This is a genomic window from Centipeda sp. (in: firmicutes) (assembly GCF_057271695.1).
Window position 1 is genome coordinate 62876 of sequence record NZ_DBHIVL010000003.1, and the last position, 17354, is coordinate 80229.

Here is a 17354-nt window from a genome sequence, read left to right on the forward strand (position 1 = left end):
GAAGGAGAAGTGACATGAAATCATTGTCCGTTGATCTCGAAACGCGGAGCAGTGTGGATATTGGGAAAAGCGGCGTATATCGTTACACCGAGGCAGAGGATTTCGCGATCCTGCTCTTTGGATATTCCGTGGACGGAGGCGCGGTGCAGGTCATTGACCTCGTGCGTGGTGAGCGGATTCCGCAGGAAATTCTGGATGCGCTGGCGGATGATAGCGTCATCAAGTGGGCATTCAACGCCAACTTTGAGCGTGTGTGCTTGTCGCGATACTTGTCGGACTTGGGGATGCTTCACACTACCGAGCGCGCTTGTTTCCTCAGTCCCCACAGCTGGCGATGCACGATGGTCTGGTCTGCCTACATGGGACTTCCGCTCTCACTTGCCGCCGTCGGACGGGTGTTGGGATTGGAAGAGCAGAAAATGAACGAGGGCAAGGCACTCATTCGCTATTTTTCAACGCCTCCGTTCCACGAACCCACGGGAGCGAAGTGGGAACTCTTCAAGTCCTACAATCGCCGTGATGTCGAAGTGGAGATGGCTATTCAGCAGCGGCTCTCCAAATATCCTGTTCCTCCGTCGGTATGGGAGGAGTATGTGCTAGACCAGGAGATCAATGACCGTGGGATACGTCTGGATATGCCCTTGGTGGAGAATGCCGTCCAGATTGACGAGATTACGAAAAATCAACTGTTGGACAGGATGAAGTCTCTGACGGGGCTTGAGAATCCGAATAGCGTGATGCAGATGAAGGCATGGCTCAAGGAGCAGGGCGTTGAAACCGAGTCGCTCGACAAGAAGTCCGTGACTGCCCTTCTTGCCAATGTTCCCACTCCGCTGAAGGAAGTACTGGAACTTCGGCAGCAGCTTGCAAAGTCCTCGGTGAAGAAATATCAGGCAATGCAGAATACCGTTTGCTCGGATGGTCGTGCACGGGGTATGTTCCAGTTCTATGGTGCGAACCGTACCGGGCCGTTTTCGGGACGCCACATTCAATTACAAAATCTTCCAAGAAATTATCTCATCGACCTTGAGTGTGCCCGTGCCCTCGTGCGGCAGGGAAATTATGAAGCACTGGAAATGCTCTATGAGTCTGTCCCAGACATCTTGTCTCAGCTGATTCGTACTGCCTTTATCCCGAAGGAGGGCAGAAAATTCATCGTTGCGGACTTTTCAGCCATCGAAGCACGGGTACTGTCATGGCTTGCCGAGGAACGATGGCGCATGGATGTTTTTGAGGGTAACGGCGATATCTACTGCGCTACGGCGGGCAGGATGTTTCATTGTAATGTAGTGAAACACGGTGAGAACGGGCATCTCAGGCAAAAAGGGAAACAGGCAGAACTGGCGTGTATCGCTGAGGGACAGCTTGTCCTTACGAATGAAGGACTCGTTCCTATTGAGCGTGTTCGCACGGAGCATTTGCTCTGGGACGGAGAAAGCTGGGTCAACCATGATGGTGTCATTTTCAAAGGCGAACGGGAGGTAATTACCTATGAAGGTCTTACAGCAACCCCGGATCATCTCGGCTGGGTTCAGGGGAAATCGCAGCCGATACAGTTTGGAGATGCCGCCTCCTGCGGCGCACATCTCGTACAAACAGGAGATGGTGGGACGGCAATTCGGCTGGGTGAGAATCATCAGCCCGGAAAAGAGATGGAATGCGGCAATGAATCATTGCTACGTTCTGACAAAATGTACGGGATGCGGTGCAATCCAGTGGCAGTACTTGGACAATCTTCGCAGCGGGAAATCGAAGGGCTGCCAGAGCTGTTCGCAACCGAGACAGAGTCCATCTTGGTTGGACAGACGACTCACAGCAGCAAAACAACGCTGCGAGAACCCGAACGACAGGGCGTACCCTCTGTATGGAGGGCGAGGGATCAAGTTCGATTTTCCGAGTGTGACGGAGGCAGGTCTGTATCTCATAAAAACATTCGGTCTGCCCTCACGCTCGATGGAACTGGATCGCATCGATACGAACGGAAATTACACCAAAGGGAATCTACGCTTTGTACCCAGAGCGCAAAATCAAGCAAACCGCAGAATTACGGTTTTGTCGGAGTTTCATCAGGAGTATTGGCCTTATTGCCGCGCTGTGGTAACGAGAAAACTGTCCGCAGGAATGACTCGTTCGGAGATTATCAAAGCTGCGGAGACAGCTGTCAGCGAGAAAAGGAAGAATTGGCGTATCATCAGCGCACGGCTCGACTTTATGACATCCGAAATGCCGGAAAGCATCACCGTTTTACCGTATCGGGAAAATTAGTCCACAACTGCGGCTACGGCGGCTCTGTTGGTGCGCTGAAGGCATTCGGCGCATTGGAGTCCGGGATGAAGGAAGAGGAGCTAAAGCCGCTCGTGGACGCTTGGCGTTCGGCAAATCCGAACATCGTGGACTTCTGGTGGGCGGTGGATCGCGCCGCCAAGGACTGTATCAAGGAACGAAGCAAAAAGATGACGCATGGAATCCAGTTCATCTATCAGAGCGGCATGATGTTCCTCGAACTACCGAGTGGTCGCAGACTCTCCTATGTGAAGCCGCGCATCGGAGAGAATCCGTTCGGCGGCGAATCCATTACTTACATGGGACTCGATCTCTCGAAAAAGTGGGCGCGGATCGAATCCTACGGCCCGAAGCTCGTGGAGAATATCACGCAGGCGATCAGCCGCGACATTCTCTGCTACGCCATGCAGACGCTGCGAACGATGGACGTTGTCGCGCACGTCCATGACGAACTCATCATCGAATGCGATGAGCGAGTCTCTCTTGTTGCCCTGTGTGAGCAGATGGCACGAACCCCGCCTTGGGCAACGGGACTTCTGCTCCGCGCCGATGGTTTTGAATGTAATTTCTATCAGAAAGAGTAAAAACGTCCCTTTTCACCTCCTGCCAAGGCTACCTTGCAGGAGGTGTTTTCTATGACGAAAGAACAGAAACAGCAAATCCATACACTCCGCAGAGGTGGACTGGGATACAAAAAGATAGCCTCGTCGATGGGCATATCCGTCAATACCGTGAAGTCCTTTTGCCGCAACAACGAACTGATGGGGAGTCCTACATCTGCTGTGTGTCTCTTTTGCGGCAAGCCTCTGGTGCAGATACCAAAGAGAAAGCAGCGAAAGTTCTACTCGATTCAGTGTCGGGAGACATGGTGGAGCAGGAATCGTGACAAAGGGAATAAGCCGACAGGCGAAACCTGTCGCTGCGCTCATTGCGGCAGGATATTTTCTGCCTATCGGCGTGAGCACAGGAAGTATTGCTCCCACGCCTGTTATGTCGCAGAGCGGTTTCAAGGTGGTGGTATCCGTGCGTAAAGAACAGTACCGCGCAGATATGCTCTACCACATGTCGCTCTCCGTAGCAAAGACCATGCGGGCAAAGGGGCTCATCACAGCGGATGAGTATGCTGAAATCGACACCGTGCTCCTTGCAAAATATCAGCCGTATCTTGGTCGGCTTATCTCGGAAAATGCTTGATAAATCCGCTTCACAGAGCAATATATAGGATGGAAAGGAGGTTGATAGAGTGGCAGAGGTAAGAAAAATCGAGCCTACGGTTACCGTCCTAAAGCCGAGAAAACGTGTGGCGGCGTATGCCCGTATCTCGATGGAATCGGATCGGCTGAACCACTCGCTTTCCGCGCAAATCAGCTATTTCAGCGAACTTATCCAAAGGAATCCTGAATGGATTTATGTCGGCGTTTATGCCGACAGCGGAATCTCCGGCGGCGACATACGGCGCAGGGCAGAATTTCAGCGCCTCATCGACGACTGCAATGCCGGGAAAATAGACATCGTTCTCTGCAAGAGCATTTCGCGGTTTGCCCGCAGCACGGTTGATCTATTGGAAACCGTGCGCCATCTAAAATCCATCGGCGTAGAAGTGCGGTTTGAAAAAGAGAATATACATACCCTCTCGTCTGATGGTGAACTTTTACTCAGCATTTTGGCGGGCTTTGCGGAAGAGGAAAGCCGCAGCCAGTCCGAGAATGCCAAATGGGCGATCCGGAAGAAATTCGAGCGAGGGAAGCAATGGCATGTCGCAGCTTACGGTTATCGTTGGAACGGAGAAACCTTCGTTGTCTGTGAGGAGGAGGCAAAGGCTGTCCGCGTCATATTCGATAACTTCCTAAAGGATGTCCCTCTTGGGCGCACAGCAAAATGGCTCAAGGAGAACGGACATGCCTGTTCGATACCGTTCATTCACTATGTTTTGGAGAATCCGGTTTACATCGGCGATGTCATCCTTCAGCGGTATTTTACGGAAAATCCTCGGACGCACAATGTCTTCAAGAACACGGGGCAGCTTCCGCGCTACCTTGTCACCGATAATCACGAACCGATCATCGAGCGCGAGACGTTCGAGAAGGTACAGGGGAAAATCAAGGCGAGCTACGAGTTCAACCCGGCCGCACACCGCATTGTAAAGCCGAGCGGTTTCTCGGCAAAAATCATCTGCGGAAGATGCGGCGCACACTTCGTCAAGGGCGTGACCAAAACCAACAGGCATGACGGCTTGCAGGAGCATTGGTTTTGCTACGGCAAAATTCACAAGCGAATGTGCGATGCAAGGAATATCCGTGGGTGTCGGCTGTGGGAGGCGTGCTGCGAGGTTCTGGGGCTGACGGTATTTGACGAGAATGTTTTTGCGCGGACGGTTGAGAAGATCCTCACCACCGATACGGACAGTCTCGTCTTCCATTTTTACGATGGAACGATGAAAACCGCCCGCATCCATTATTTCAGTCAGGACGAGAAGAAATACATCGACCCACACAGAAAGCCCTTCGGCTACACATGGAGCAAGAACGGTTATGTGATTGTTCCAAAAGAGGCAGAAGCCGTGCAGTTGGTGTATCAATACTATGCCGAGGGATGGAACATCTCCGACATTTCGCGTGAACTCGAATCCAAGGGCTATCAGAGCATTCGGGGCAGATTTTCCCGCCGTGTGGTAACAACCGTTCTCGACAGCGATTTCTACATCGGCAATCGAACCATCAAGGGACAGTTTACGGAAAGCGGTGTGGATGAGGTTATCGAGAATGACCACGCACCGATTGTCAGCAAAGAACTGTTCGATACCGTCCAAAAGCGGCGGACGGTTGAACTGAAAAAGCAGGAACAGCGCATTGCCACAAGGAGGCGAATAGACAATGAGAAGCGTAACGGTCATCCCCGCCAGCGTCAATAAATTCTCGGCGCAGCCCTTATCTGCCACAGAAAAGCGTAAAGTTGCGGCGTATGCGCGGGTTTCTACGGATGAGGAGGAGCAGCAGAGCAGCTATGCCGCCCAATGCGATTATTACGAGCGGTACATCAAGAGCCGTGCAGATTGGGCGTTCGTCAAGGTATACGCCGATGAAGGAATCAGCGGCTGCAATACCCGGAAGCGCGAGGCGTTCAAGGCGATGGTGCAGGATGCCCTGGACGGCAAAATCCAACTGATTCTCACGAAATCTGTGTCGCGCTTTGCGAGAAACACCGTGGACAGCCTCACAACCATACGAAAACTGAAAGAGCATGGTGTGGAGGTCTGGTTCGAGAAAGAGAACCTTAAAACATTTGATCCCAAAGTGGAAATGCTCTTGACCATTTTGGCGAGCCTCAGTCAGGAGGAATCCCGCTCCATCTCAGAGAATGTGAATTGGGGCATTCGCAAGAAAATGACGGACGGGAAATTCAGCCTCGGCTATAGCCATTTTCTCGGTTATGACAAGGGTGAGGATGGAACGCTTGTCATCAACGAGGAAGAGGCAAAGGTGATCCGCAGGATTTATGCGCTCTACATCAAGGGTATGTCTCCTTACGGCATAGCGAAAGTGCTGACCGAGGAAGGCATCAAAACGCCCAGTGGAAAAACCCGGTGGAGTGACAGTACCGTGAGCAGCATCCTTCGTAACGAGAAATACTGTGGGCGGGCACTTCTCCAAAAGACATTTACCCCAGATTTTCTGACCAAGAAAACCGTCAAGAACACCGGGCAAGTCCCGAGTTACTATGTGGAGCACAGTCACGCGCCAATCATCGACCCGGATGTTTACGACATGGTGCAGCGGATGATGGAGGGGCGCAAGCGGGGGAGGGACAGAATCAGCTCTGTCAGCATTTTCTCAAGTAAACTTAGATGCGGCGACTGTGGTTCTTGGTACGGCTCGAAAACGTGGCACTCCACGGATAAGTACAAACGGGTTATTTGGCAATGCAATCACAAGTTTCGCGGCACGAAATGCAGCACGCCGCATTTTACAGAGGACGAAATCAAGGAACTGTTCGTTCGTGCCGTCAATCTGCTGCTTGCCGAAAAAGAGGAGATTATCTCTACCTACGAAATGATGCGGGAAAAGCTGTTCTCCACCACGGCACTTGTCGAGGAGCGCAGGGCACTGGAAAATGAACTGAATGTCACGGCAAGACTGGTGGAGGACTGCATTAAGGAAAATGCCCGTATTGCCCAAGACCAGACGGCATACGAGGAACGCTACCAAAGCCTTGTCGAGCGGTACGAAAGCGCAAAGAAGCGGTATGATGAGATCGTCGAACAGATAAGCGATCGAACAGTCCGTGGCGAGCAAGTTTCCATTTTTCTGGGAAAACTGAGAGAACAGGATTTAATCGACACGTTCGATGACGACCTTTGGCTCTCAATGGTGGATTTCATCACCGTGCACGATAAGAGCAAAGTGACCGTTACGTTCAAGGACGGGAGCGAGATAAAACTGGACAGATAAACGACGAGCGGGAGCCGGTGAGAAAAGCCGATGCCCGCTCTCTTTATATTTTGACACCCTGAAAAATGTCAGAGTACAGGAAAAATGTAAGGGTTCAGAGGAAAAATATCATTGTATCAAAGTAAGCGTGAAGGGGGAACTCCTTATAACGATTATGTCCAGCCTGGCTCAGGAGGAGAGCCGCAGCATCTCGGAGAACACCACATGGGGCAAGCGCAAGCAGTTTGCCGAGGGCAAGACCAGTGTGGGCTACAGTGCTTTTCTCGGCTATGACAAGGATTTCCAAATCAACGAGGAACAGGCGAAAATCGTAAGGCTCATCTACAAACTCTTCCTTGGCGGGCGATCCTTCTACGCGATTACCAAGGAACTAGAGAAACGGGGCATCAAATCCCCGTCGGGAAAGGACAAGTGGTACATCTCCACAGTGCGTTCCATCCTCACGAATGAGAAGTATCGTGGTGATGCGCTGATTCAGAAACAATACACGGCAGACTTCTTGGATAAGACGCGACGTAAGAACACAGGGGAGATTCCGCAGTACTATGTGGAAGAACATCACGAGGCGATTATCCCGCCGGACTTATTCGACTTTGTGCAAGCGGAGATAAAGCGTAGAGAGCAGAACGGCAAGCACAGCGGAGTGAGCATCTTCGCGAACAAAATCAAATGCGGCTGCTGCGGCGGTTACTACGGTGCGAAGGTCTGGCACTCGACCGACAAATACCGCAGAGTCATCTATCGCTGCAACAAGAAATATGCCCACAAAGGGAAGCCATGCAATACAAGACATCTGACGGAGGAAGAAATCAAGCGGATTTTCGTCAAAGCACTGAACTCCTTGGTGGAGGTCAAAGAGAACGTGATTGCAGAACTCCGATCCCTGATTGATGGTATTTGTCAAACGAGGGAGTTGACTGAGGAGCGTAATAGAACAGAGCAGGAACTCGGCGTTTTGGCAGAACGTCTTGAAATACTGATTCGTGAGAATGCACGGGTGGCACAGGATCAGAATGCGTATCTGAATCAGGAGAATGAGATTCGCGCACTCTATGTGGAAAAGCAGGGGCATCTAGCGAGGTTGGATGAGCAAATTGCCGAGAGGGAGAGCAAGAGAAACACCTTGGAGGGCATGATTCAAGTGGTATGTGGGATCAATGGAGAGCAGCTTGAGTTCGACGAGGAGTTATGGGGCGGGCTGCTCGATCACATTGCAGTTAAGGAGGATGGCGAAATAGTTGTTGTTTTCAAGGGCGAGATTGAGATTGGTGTTGAGGGGTGAGAATATAGGAGAGCTTCCATTCGTCATATTGTATGTTTTGAATATCTCTTTCAAAGAAGCATTAGGCAACACGGCGTGTTCTATGGTATAATTTTCATGGAAGATTGGATCAATACGCTGCCACGCAAGATCCTAGACTACGAAACTCCGCAAGAACGCTTCGATACCGCCTTGAAAACTCTTCACACATAATTTTTGATTCTGTTGTACTCTACTGCCCGATTTGATATTGCAATTTAGGGCTAAAAGTTTAACGAGAACTTGCAACAATTAAACTTGCAATTTGCCTTACAAAAACCCTTGACCACAACATTAACAGGAGAACAATATGAGACTATGGCATGAAAAACTTATCCACTTATTGCCCAAAAATCAGCTTCTTGGACAACATAGGGAATGTTGTGCTCTGAGGGGCAATGGATGGAAAAAGAGACATAAAACTGTGGACTATGTGTTTACATATTCCCCGTATCATCTTTTTATTTACCATGTATTGGTTATGGAGGAGATGGAAAAAAGAGGATATAATGTTTCTGCGGAATGGAAAGATAAAAATTATAGAGGAAGGACAGCAGAAAAGTACGATAATCTTAAAGAGGAAATTATAAGCAGTCCAATTTACAAAGAGCATAATATTGAATATCTGGCTGATTGCATAGAAAATTTGAGAGGTAAAGGTATACATTTAAAAGTATAGAAGTTGTGGGGGAGTAAGCGGAAGCCATAGGAGAACTCCTTCTTGGCATGGTCGTAGAGGCGGGCGAAAAGCTCCACCTTTTTGGAGCGGGCGCGATGGTAGATGGAATCGTCGAGGATGAGCACGTTGATGCGATCTGCATGAGTCAGGGGAGCGAGCGTGTCATAGATGATGGCGGCGGCAATCTCTGTCGTGAATCTGCGCCAGTGGATTCGGCAAGAGTTCATGAAGCGGTAGAACGTATCCTTGCCGAAAGGCATGGCGGTGCGCTGGAGATGCATCTGCGTGTAGACGGAATGCTGCTGGAACACCATGCGGAAAACCAGCAGGAAGATGCTGAGGACAGGAAAGCCACCATGTTTGTAGGCATTCGCAGAGCGCAGAATACGGCTGACGTGGTAACGTCTCAGAAAATATTGCATTTTCTCGGACAGCTGATTTTCAGAGCGGTTGGTTTGTGCTATACTGTTCATGGCATGAGCCCTCCATTGGATGTTTTTGTTGGTACTTAAATTATACCAAATGGATGTCGCTCATGCTGTTTTATTTGCCTGAAAGCTAGATGTTTCAAAGCTTACCGTACGTTATTTATCTGCGAAGTTTGAGTAAATACTTCCAGTGCTTTCATTTAAAATACTCCGCTCTCATTAGACAAAGCCTCATTTGTTGTATATAATAGTATATATTGACCAGCTGAAGAAGGATCGGGAGCAGGATCAACTGAGCTTGTTTGACCCAAGAGACCCATTTATGGGTAGCAAGTAATCTGTGCATGGCTGGCAGGCCAATAAAAGGCGTACTTGTACGCCGCCAATTACATGAGGGCTATGCCCGAAAATGAAAAACCACCCGCTATGCGGGTGGATATTTATTTTGCGGCAGGAGAAAAATATCCACCTAGGGACAGGCAATGCCAACCTGTCCTCTTAGGGGGATGTTTATTTGTCCGCGGGCCTTCTTTCAGCGGGCGGCTCGGCGGATGGAGGATGCGCGTTCACATGAGATACCTTCATGTTCGTTTCCATACGAAATTTTCTGGGAGACGTCGCCTTATATTTCTTAAAGGTCTTGATAAAGTAGCTGAGATCGTTGAACCCGCAGCTGTAGGCAATATCCGTGATGGACGCGTCGGTCGTCGACAGCCGGATGCACGCCGTCTCGATCCGATAGTAATTCAGATAGTCGATGGGGCTGCGGTGCGTCATTTTCAAAAAGAACTTGCAAAAATAGTTGGGGGAGAGGCCGACCGCATCGGCCAAATCCTTCAGCGTCAACGGCGTGGCGTAAGCCTTGTCAATCAAGAGAAAGGCTTCCTTGAGCTGCTGTATGCTGCGGCGGTTGCTGTCCAGCATTTCCGTATTCGCATGATGGTACAGCCCCTTTTCCAAGACAATGCCCAAAAATGCATAGAGCATGCCGGTCACGATGAATTCGTGGCCCTTTTTTTGCCTGCGCAGCGTCTGCAGAAGAACCTTTACGGCCTGCTGCACTTCCGGGTGATCTGCGGTGAATACGTTGTTGATGTGGATGTCATGCGTTAGGAGAGACGAGACATCCTCGCTGTTCATATTTTTCAGCAGCTGATGCATGTTGAACACGACGCAGTCATAGACGCAGGTGTTGCTCTCCGGATGACCGCCGTGTACGATGCCGTCGCGGATGAAGATGATGTCGCCGGTTTTGGCATGAATGCCGGTCTCGTTGAGATTGATGTGGAAGACGCCCTTTTGTATGCGGATGATTTCGTATTCTATGTGCCAGTGGTGGGGCATATTGAATCTAGGGTGCCGGTAGTCGACATGATAGAACTCCACCGGGAAATCGAAACGTCCGCGTTGTTTGACCTCGTTGTATCCTTCACGGCGCATGATGTGCAGCTTCTCCTCTCGTGAAGATAATATCGTTATGCTTTTGGATAAAAATATTATACTTCGAAGATGATAGATTACCTGTCATCCTATGAAAAATAAAAAAATTAAATGAAAAAGAGAAGATCTTGGAAACAAAAATAAAAATAATATCGTCATATTTATGGTGATTATAGCACAAGATATGGAAAAATCGCAATGTTATACTTGTCACTAGAATCACCCCAAACATTATGGTATTGCGATGGAGGAATTTAAAATGGCACAGAACAGACTGATCGGCGATTATCCCGTGATCGGCATCCGCCCGACTATTGACGGCAGACGCGGCGTGCTCGACGTCCGCGCGTCTCTCGAAAAGCAGACGATGGCGATGGCGCAGGCGGCGGCGGAGCTGTTTCGGGCGAATCTGAAATATTCGAACGGCGATCCCGTCAAGGTCGTCATTGCGGATACGACCATTGGCCGCGTTCCCGAAGCGGCGGCATGCGCTGCGAAGTTCAAGAAGGAGAATGTGGATATCACCCTTACGGTGACGCCGTGCTGGTGCTACGGTTCCGAGACGATGGACATGAATCCCATGACCATCAAGGGCATATGGGGCTTCAACGGAACGGAGCGCCCGGGTGCCGTCTATCTCGCATCCGTTCTGGCAAGCCATGCGCAAAAAGGCCTGCCCGCGTTCGGCATCTATGGGCACGATGTGCAGGAGGCGGATGCCTCAGGGATTCCCGCAGATGTGGCGGAGAAGCTGCTGCGCTTCGGGCGCGCTGCGGTGGCGGCCGCAACGATGCGCGGGAAGTCGTACCTGCAGATCGGCTCCATTACGATGGGCATCGCAGGCTCCATCATCAGTCCGGAATTCTTCGAGGAATATCTCGGCATGCGCGTCGAGTCTGTCGACGAGGTCGAGATCATCCGCCGCATGACCGAGGGGGTCTACGACGAGGCGGAGTTTCAAAAGGCGCTCGCGTGGACAAAGGAACACTGCAAAGAGGGCTTTGACAAGAACCCTGAATTTGCACGCAAGAGCGATGCGGAGAAGAAAGAAGCATGGGAATTCGTGGTCAAGATGATGTGCATCATCAAGGACCTCTACAACGGCAACAAGAATCTGCCCAAGGGCTGCGAGGAGGAAGTGCTCGGCCATAACGCCATTGTCGGCGGCTTCCAGGGGCAGCGCCAGTGGACGGACTTCTATCCCAACTGCGATTTCCCCGAGGCGATGCTCAACTCTTCCTTCGACTGGAACGGCGCACGCGAGACCTATGTCCTCGCAACGGAGAACGATACGCTGAACGGCGTATGCATGCTATTCAGCAAGCTGCTGACGAATACGGCGCAGATCTTTGCCGATGTCCGCACCTACTGGAGCCCCGAGGCGGTCAAGAGGGCGACGGGGTACGAACTCGAGGGCGTGGCGAAGGAAGGCAAGGGCTTCCTCCATCTCATCAACTCCGGCGCGGCATGCCTCGATGCCTGCGGCGGTGCGAAGGACAAAAACGGAAATCCCGTGATCAAGCCGTTCTGGGAAATGACGGCAGCGGATCAAAAGGCCTGCCTTGATGCGACCGAATGGTGCCCGGCAGACAACGGCTATTTCCGCGGCGGCGGGTTCTCCTCGCGGTACCTTACGCGCGGCCAGATGCCCGTGACGATGATCCGTCTGAACCTCGTCAAAGGCCTTGGCCCCGTGATGCAGCTCGTCGAAGGCTATACGGTCGATCTGCCGGACGAGGTGTCCGACAAGCTCTGGAAGCGGACCGACTATACGTGGCCCTGCACGTGGTTCACACCGCGGCTTACGGGGACGGGCGCATTCCGCTCCGCCTATGACGTTATGAACAACTGGGGCGCAAACCACGGCGCCATCAGCTATGGGCATATCGGCGCGGATATCATCACGCTGTGCTCCATCCTCCGCATTCCCGTCTGCATGCACAATGTGCCCGAGGAGCAGATCTTCCGCCCGGCCGCATGGAACGCGTTCGGCCAGGATAAGGAAGGGCAGGACTACAGAGCGTGCGCGGCCTACGGCCCCATGTATAAATAAGCGGAAGGGCGCGGCAAAATCATGATGAAAAATGTACTGGCCTTTGATTTTGGCGCTTCCGGCGGCCGTGCCATTCTAGGATGCTATGACGGACAGACGATCCGCCTGCAGGAAGTGCACCGATTCTCCAACGATCCCGTCACCGTCCGCGGGACGATGTACTGGGATGCGCTGCGGCTGTTCCATGAAATCAAACGGGGCATACGCATGGCGAAGGAGTATGCCGCGGTCGAGAGCATCGGCGTAGATACGTGGGGCGTCGACTTCGGTCTGCTGGACGCCGGCGGCACGCTGCTCGAAAATCCCGTGCACTACCGGGACAAGAGAACCCGCGGCATGCTGAAGGCAGCGTGGGAAAGAATCGACCGGAATACGTTCTACGAGCGTACCGGCAATCAGTTCATGGAGATCAACACGGCGTTTCAGCTGCTGTCTCTGGCGCGGCGGAGGCCCGACGTGCTGGACCGCGCGCATACGCTCCTCATGATGCCGGATCTGTTCAACTATTGGCTGTCCGGCGAGAAGCGGACGGAATACTCCATCGCCTCCACGACGCAGCTGCTGGATGCACGCGCGCGCGATTGGTCCGCAGAGAGCATCGCGGCGCTCGGCCTGCCGCGGCGGATTTTCACCGACATTGTGCCGACGGGGACGCCGGTCGGGCGCCTCTCGGAAGAGCTTGCAGAGGAACTCGGCGTTGCGCGGGCAAAGATCATTGCCGTCGCCGGGCACGATACACAGTGCGCGATGGCCGCCGTGCCGACGCCGCACGACGACTTTATCTTCCTTTCCTGCGGCACATGGTCGCTGCTCGGCACAGAGCTGCCCCGACCGCTGATCAACGAGCGCTCTCTTTCGTGCAATTTGACGAACGAGGGCGGATATGACGGCAAAATTTCTTTCTTGAAGAATATTGTCGGCCTTTGGCTGATTCAAGAGTGCCGGCGGCAGTGGATCCGGGAGGGGATGGAATATTCCTTCGGCGCACTGGAACAGATGGCGTCCGAGGCCGCACCGTTCCGCTCCCTCATCGATCCGGACGCGCCGGAATTCATGGCGGAGGGCAACATTCCCGCGCGCATCCGCGCGTTCTGCCAAAGGACGAATCAGCCTGTGCCGGAGACCACTGCGGAGATCGTCCGCTGCATCGACGAGAGTCTGGCGTTCAAGTACCGCGCGTCTTTGGAGCAGCTTTGCAGCTGCACGGATACGGTGCGGGACGCTGATATCCACATGATCGGCGGCGGGGTGCAGAGCAGACTGCTCTGCCAGTGTACGGCGAACGCCTGCGGGCGCACCGTTCAGGCAGGCCCTGTGGAAGCCACGGTGATGGGCAATGTCGTCCTGCAGCTGCTGGCGGATGCGGCGCTCGGATCGCTCAAAGAGGCGAGAAGCGTCGTCGCCGCATCCTGTACGGTGATGAAGTACGTGCCGCAGGACGGCGCGTGGTGGAACGAAGCCTACGGCAGATGGAAGGAGATTACCGCATGTTAAAAGGAATTCCCAAGATTTTGTCACCGGAGCTGCTGAAGGTGCTCTGTGAAATGGGACATGGGGACCGGCTGGTCATCGCCGACGGCAATTTCCCCGCCGCATCCGTCGGCGCGGACGCGGTTGTCGTGCGCTGCGACGGACACAATGTGCCGGACCTGCTGGACGCCGTTTTGCAGGTGTTCCCGCTGGACCCCTATGTGGAGCAGCCCGTGCGGCTCATGGAGGTCGTGCCGGGCGACACCGCAGAGACGCCCATTTGGGACGTCTATGCGGACATCGTGCAAAAGTACGACGCACGCGGGAAAAAAGCGATCGGCCATATCGAACGCTTCGCGTTTTATGAGGAAGCGAAGAAAAATTATGCGATTGTCGCTACGGGGGAGACGGAGCTCTATGCCAACATCATGCTGCAGAAGGGCGTCATCACAGCGTAGTCTATGCGGAGGAAAATTTTATGAATGAAAACGAGATCAAGGATCAGATCTGCGACGTCTGCCACAAGATGTGGCAGCTGGGCTGGGTCGCCGCGAACGACGGCAACGTCACGGTGAAACTGGCGGACGGGAACTTCTTCGCGACACCGACGGGCATCAGCAAGAGTTTTATCACGCCGGAAAAACTCGTGCGTATCGATCCCGAGGGCAATGTCCTCGAGGCAAACGAGGGGTATCGCCCGTCCTCTGAGATCAAGATGCATATGCGCTGCTACAAGGACCGCACAGATGTCGGCGCCGTCGTGCATGCGCATCCGCCGACGGCGACGGGATTCGCCGTCGCGCATGTGCATCTCGACCGCTACGATATGATCGAGACCGTTGTGTCGCTCGGCTCGATTCCGATCACGCCGTACGGCACGCCCTCCACCTACGAGGTACCGGGGGCAATTGCGCCCTATATTCAGGAGCATGACGCCGTGCTGCTCGAAAATCACGGCGCGCTGACGTTGGGCGCCGATCTCATCGACGCCTACTACAAGATGGAGACCCTCGAACTCTTTGCCAAGATCAATCTCGTCGCCTATCAGCTCGGCGGGCCGAAGGAGATTTCCCGCGAGAACATCGATAAGCTCATCAACCTCCGCAGTTACTACGGCGTCAAGGGGCGGCACCCCGGCTACAAGCACTATGCGAAGGAATGACACCGTCGGCAGAAAGGCGAGACGAAGACCGCTTTTCCACTGAAAGGAGTGTATCAATTTTGAAGGCAGAAACGACTGCGATGGGGCCTTCCTTTGGACCGGCACAGGAAATGGACCGGGCAAAACCGATCGTGCCCCGCGAATACCGCGTGTATTTTGGCCTCTTGGTCTCCTGCTTTGCCTTATGGGGACTGCTTAACAACATGACGGACAACCTCGTCCCGTCGTTTGCAAAGATCTTTATGATCAATGCCGTGGATTCCTCTCTTGTGCAGGCTGCGTTTTACGGCGCATATGCCGTGCTGGCGCTCCCTGCGGCCTTTATTATCAAGCGGTACTCGTACCGTGTCGGCGTCCTCGTCGGCCTCGGCTTCTATATGGTCGGTGCGTTCGGTTATATCCCGGCCGCCATGCTGCAGAGCTACAATCTTTTCCTCGTATCCATTTTTATCTTGGCGGGCGGGCTCTCCGTGCTCGAAACAACCTGCAATCCCTTTGTGCTCTCGCTGGGAGATGAGGAAACGAGCGTACGACGCCTGAATTTTGCGCAGGCGTTTAATCCGCTGGGCTCTATGGCGGGGCTGTTCTTGGCAAAATACGTCATCCTGTCCCATCTGAATCCGGCGACGCTGGACGACCGGCTGGCGATGAGCGCGGATCAGCTCAACGTGGTGCGCGATACCGAGCTGTTCTGGGTGTGCGTGCCGTATGTCGGGCTGATTCTTATCGCGTTCGTCATCTGGACGGCGTTTTACCGCAGTACGCTCAGCGACAAGGACAGCGTCGACGAGATGACCGTGCAGCAGGCGATTCGTAAACTCGTCGGCATCCCGCGGTACGCGTTCGGAGTTGTGGCGCAGTTTTTCTATGTGGGTGTGCAGATCGCCGTTTGGACATGGACGATTAAATACGTCATGATCACGAAGGGACTGATCGAAGCTGAAGCGGTGAATATCTATATTTACTCCATCGTCCTCTTCATCGCGTGCCGCTGGATCTGCACCTATCTCATGAAGTACATCGTTCCGGCCAAGATGATGGCGGTATTCGCCCTCGGCGGCATTCTCTGCTGCCTCGGCGTGATCTATCTGCCGACCGAGATATCCGTATACACGTTGATCGGCGTGTCCGGCTGCATGTCGCTCATGTTCCCGACGATCTACGGGATCGCGCTGCGCGGTCTCGGCCCCGAGGTGAAGTTCGGTGCGGCGGGGCTCATCATGGCGATCCTCGGCGGCGCGGTCATCACGCCGTTCATGGGGTATTTGGTGGACAGCAGCGCATTGGGTGCTCTTGTCGGCGGCTTTGGCGCCGCGGAGACCGCGGTGCGCTCCGCATTCTATCTGCCAGTGCTCTGCTTCGCCGTGGTACTCGCGTATTCGCTGGCATTCCGCAAGGCAAGCGTCACTGCGCATCACTAAAAGCGCATAGAAAAACAAACGACCATGATCCGCCGGACGGTATCATGGTCGTTTGTTTTGTGTATGGGTCGTGACCCAGTTGGGCGAACGTAGAGAGCGAAACAAAAACCCACCCGCTGTGCGGGTGGAGACAAAAGGTTATACCACAAAACACCTTTTCCTAATATACTAAGGAAGCACTGATAAATTCAGCCGCGCCATCTTAGCGCATCTTTTTTGCCCGCACTGTGTCGACAAATCCTCCACATAGCCCCTGCTATGCGTCCGGTTTGTCTCCTTGTTCGGACGAAAAAATCTACGCCAATCTGACGAACTTCATTTTATCAGCGTTTCCCTAAAGGATGTTCGAGCCTAAAAGTATGAAGAAGGAAAAGGCGTTTATATGGCACAAAAAGCAAATAGCTTATCGCACACAAAATGGTTGTGTAAATATCACATAGTCTTTACGCCGAAATATCGCAGAAAAAGAATGATTTGATGCGGAGCGAGCTAGTCATATTATGCACATAGGAAAGATATTGCCATGATACCTGTGTTGTCTCACACAAAGAGCTTTCTACCGTTGTTGGGACGCTACGGGCGGGATTTTTTCGCAAAGAATCATTAGCCATCTTCCCCTATCCTGTGTTATAATTTTCTTATATTTAAAACGTGGGAGGGAAGGCCGTTG

The 17354-nt window shown here is 52.9% G+C and carries 12 protein-coding genes and 4 pseudogenes; 14 read left to right on the forward strand and 2 right to left on the reverse strand.

Translation table 11 applies throughout. The features are described from left to right. The first annotated feature begins 14 nt into the window (after positions 1–14). The 8 genes and pseudogenes from ACO6BQ_RS01340 to ACO6BQ_RS01375 all read left to right on the forward strand — a co-directional run. A complete protein-coding gene (locus tag ACO6BQ_RS01340) occupies positions 15–2867 on the forward strand; it encodes a DNA polymerase (protein ID WP_489118918.1) in 2853 nt (950 codons plus the stop codon). Between the two features lie 298 nt (positions 2868–3165). Beyond that, positions 3166–3477 (forward strand): SHOCT domain-containing protein, encoded by a 312-nt coding sequence (locus ACO6BQ_RS01345; protein WP_489118920.1) that lies wholly within the window; start codon positions 3166–3168, stop codon positions 3475–3477. Between the two features lie 49 nt (positions 3478–3526). Continuing rightward, positions 3527–5194, forward strand: coding sequence for a recombinase family protein (locus ACO6BQ_RS01350; protein WP_489118922.1), 1668 nt, complete (start codon positions 3527–3529; stop codon positions 5192–5194). Beyond that, entirely contained in the window at positions 5157–6731 is a 1575-nt protein-coding gene (locus tag ACO6BQ_RS01355; protein WP_489118924.1) for a recombinase family protein, read from the forward strand. Before ACO6BQ_RS01350 ends, ACO6BQ_RS01355 begins: the two co-directional genes overlap by 38 nt. Positions 6732–6783: 52 nt before the next feature. Further along, positions 6784–8013: pseudogene (locus tag ACO6BQ_RS01360) on the forward strand (recombinase family protein); the annotation flags it as partial. Positions 8014–8341: 328 nt separating this feature from the next. Beyond that, positions 8342–8710: a TIGR02328 family protein gene (locus ACO6BQ_RS01365; protein ID WP_009349417.1), complete on the forward strand. Its 369-nt coding sequence runs from the start codon at positions 8342–8344 to the stop codon at positions 8708–8710. A gap of 47 nt (positions 8711–8757) precedes the next feature. Beyond that, positions 8758–9222 carry a hypothetical protein gene (locus tag ACO6BQ_RS01370; protein WP_489118926.1) on the forward strand — a complete coding sequence of 155 codons (465 nt, stop codon included), beginning with the start codon at positions 8758–8760 and terminating at the stop codon, positions 9220–9222. 169 nt (positions 9223–9391) lie between these two features. Beyond that, positions 9392–9475 (forward strand): annotated as a pseudogene (locus ACO6BQ_RS01375) (IS200/IS605 family transposase); the annotation flags it as partial. 173 nt (positions 9476–9648) lie between these two features. On the opposite strand, the gene ACO6BQ_RS01380 reads toward ACO6BQ_RS01375, so the two are convergent. Further along, positions 9649–10578, reverse strand: a complete 930-nt coding sequence (locus tag ACO6BQ_RS01380; protein WP_489118928.1) for a helix-turn-helix transcriptional regulator — start codon at positions 10576–10578, stop codon at positions 9649–9651. A gap of 259 nt (positions 10579–10837) precedes the next feature. Between ACO6BQ_RS01380 and ACO6BQ_RS01385 the strand changes: the two genes are divergently transcribed. Genes ACO6BQ_RS01385 through fucP form a run of 5 tightly spaced genes read left to right on the forward strand, consistent with a single transcriptional unit; the run spans position 10838 to position 16684 of the window. After that, positions 10838–12631: an L-fucose isomerase gene (locus ACO6BQ_RS01385; protein WP_489118930.1), complete on the forward strand. Its 1794-nt coding sequence runs from the start codon at positions 10838–10840 to the stop codon at positions 12629–12631. A 21-nt stretch (positions 12632–12652) separates the two neighbouring features. Next, positions 12653–14125: a rhamnulokinase gene (locus ACO6BQ_RS01390; RefSeq protein WP_489118932.1), complete on the forward strand. Its 1473-nt coding sequence runs from the start codon at positions 12653–12655 to the stop codon at positions 14123–14125. Further along, positions 14119–14559, forward strand: a complete 441-nt coding sequence (locus ACO6BQ_RS01395) for an RbsD/FucU family protein (protein ID WP_489118935.1) — start codon at positions 14119–14121, stop codon at positions 14557–14559. Before ACO6BQ_RS01390 ends, ACO6BQ_RS01395 begins: the two co-directional genes overlap by 7 nt. Before the next feature lie 20 nt (positions 14560–14579). Then, positions 14580–15263 carry a class II aldolase/adducin family protein gene (locus ACO6BQ_RS01400; protein WP_489118937.1) on the forward strand — a complete coding sequence of 228 codons (684 nt, stop codon included), beginning with the start codon at positions 14580–14582 and terminating at the stop codon, positions 15261–15263. A gap of 59 nt (positions 15264–15322) precedes the next feature. Further along, complete coding sequence (gene fucP, locus ACO6BQ_RS01405) at positions 15323–16684, forward strand: L-fucose:H+ symporter permease (protein WP_489118939.1); 1362 nt, start codon at positions 15323–15325, stop codon at positions 16682–16684. Positions 16685–16852: 168 nt separating this feature from the next. Here the strand turns inward: fucP and ACO6BQ_RS01410 are convergent. Beyond that, a pseudogene (locus ACO6BQ_RS01410) lies at positions 16853–17003 on the reverse strand (secretion protein HlyD). 63 nt (positions 17004–17066) lie between these two features. On the opposite strand from ACO6BQ_RS01410, the pseudogene ACO6BQ_RS01415 reads away from it, so the two are divergent. Next, positions 17067–17150: pseudogene (locus tag ACO6BQ_RS01415) on the forward strand (IS200/IS605 family transposase); the annotation flags it as partial. Between the last annotated feature and the right edge of the window lie 204 nt (positions 17151–17354).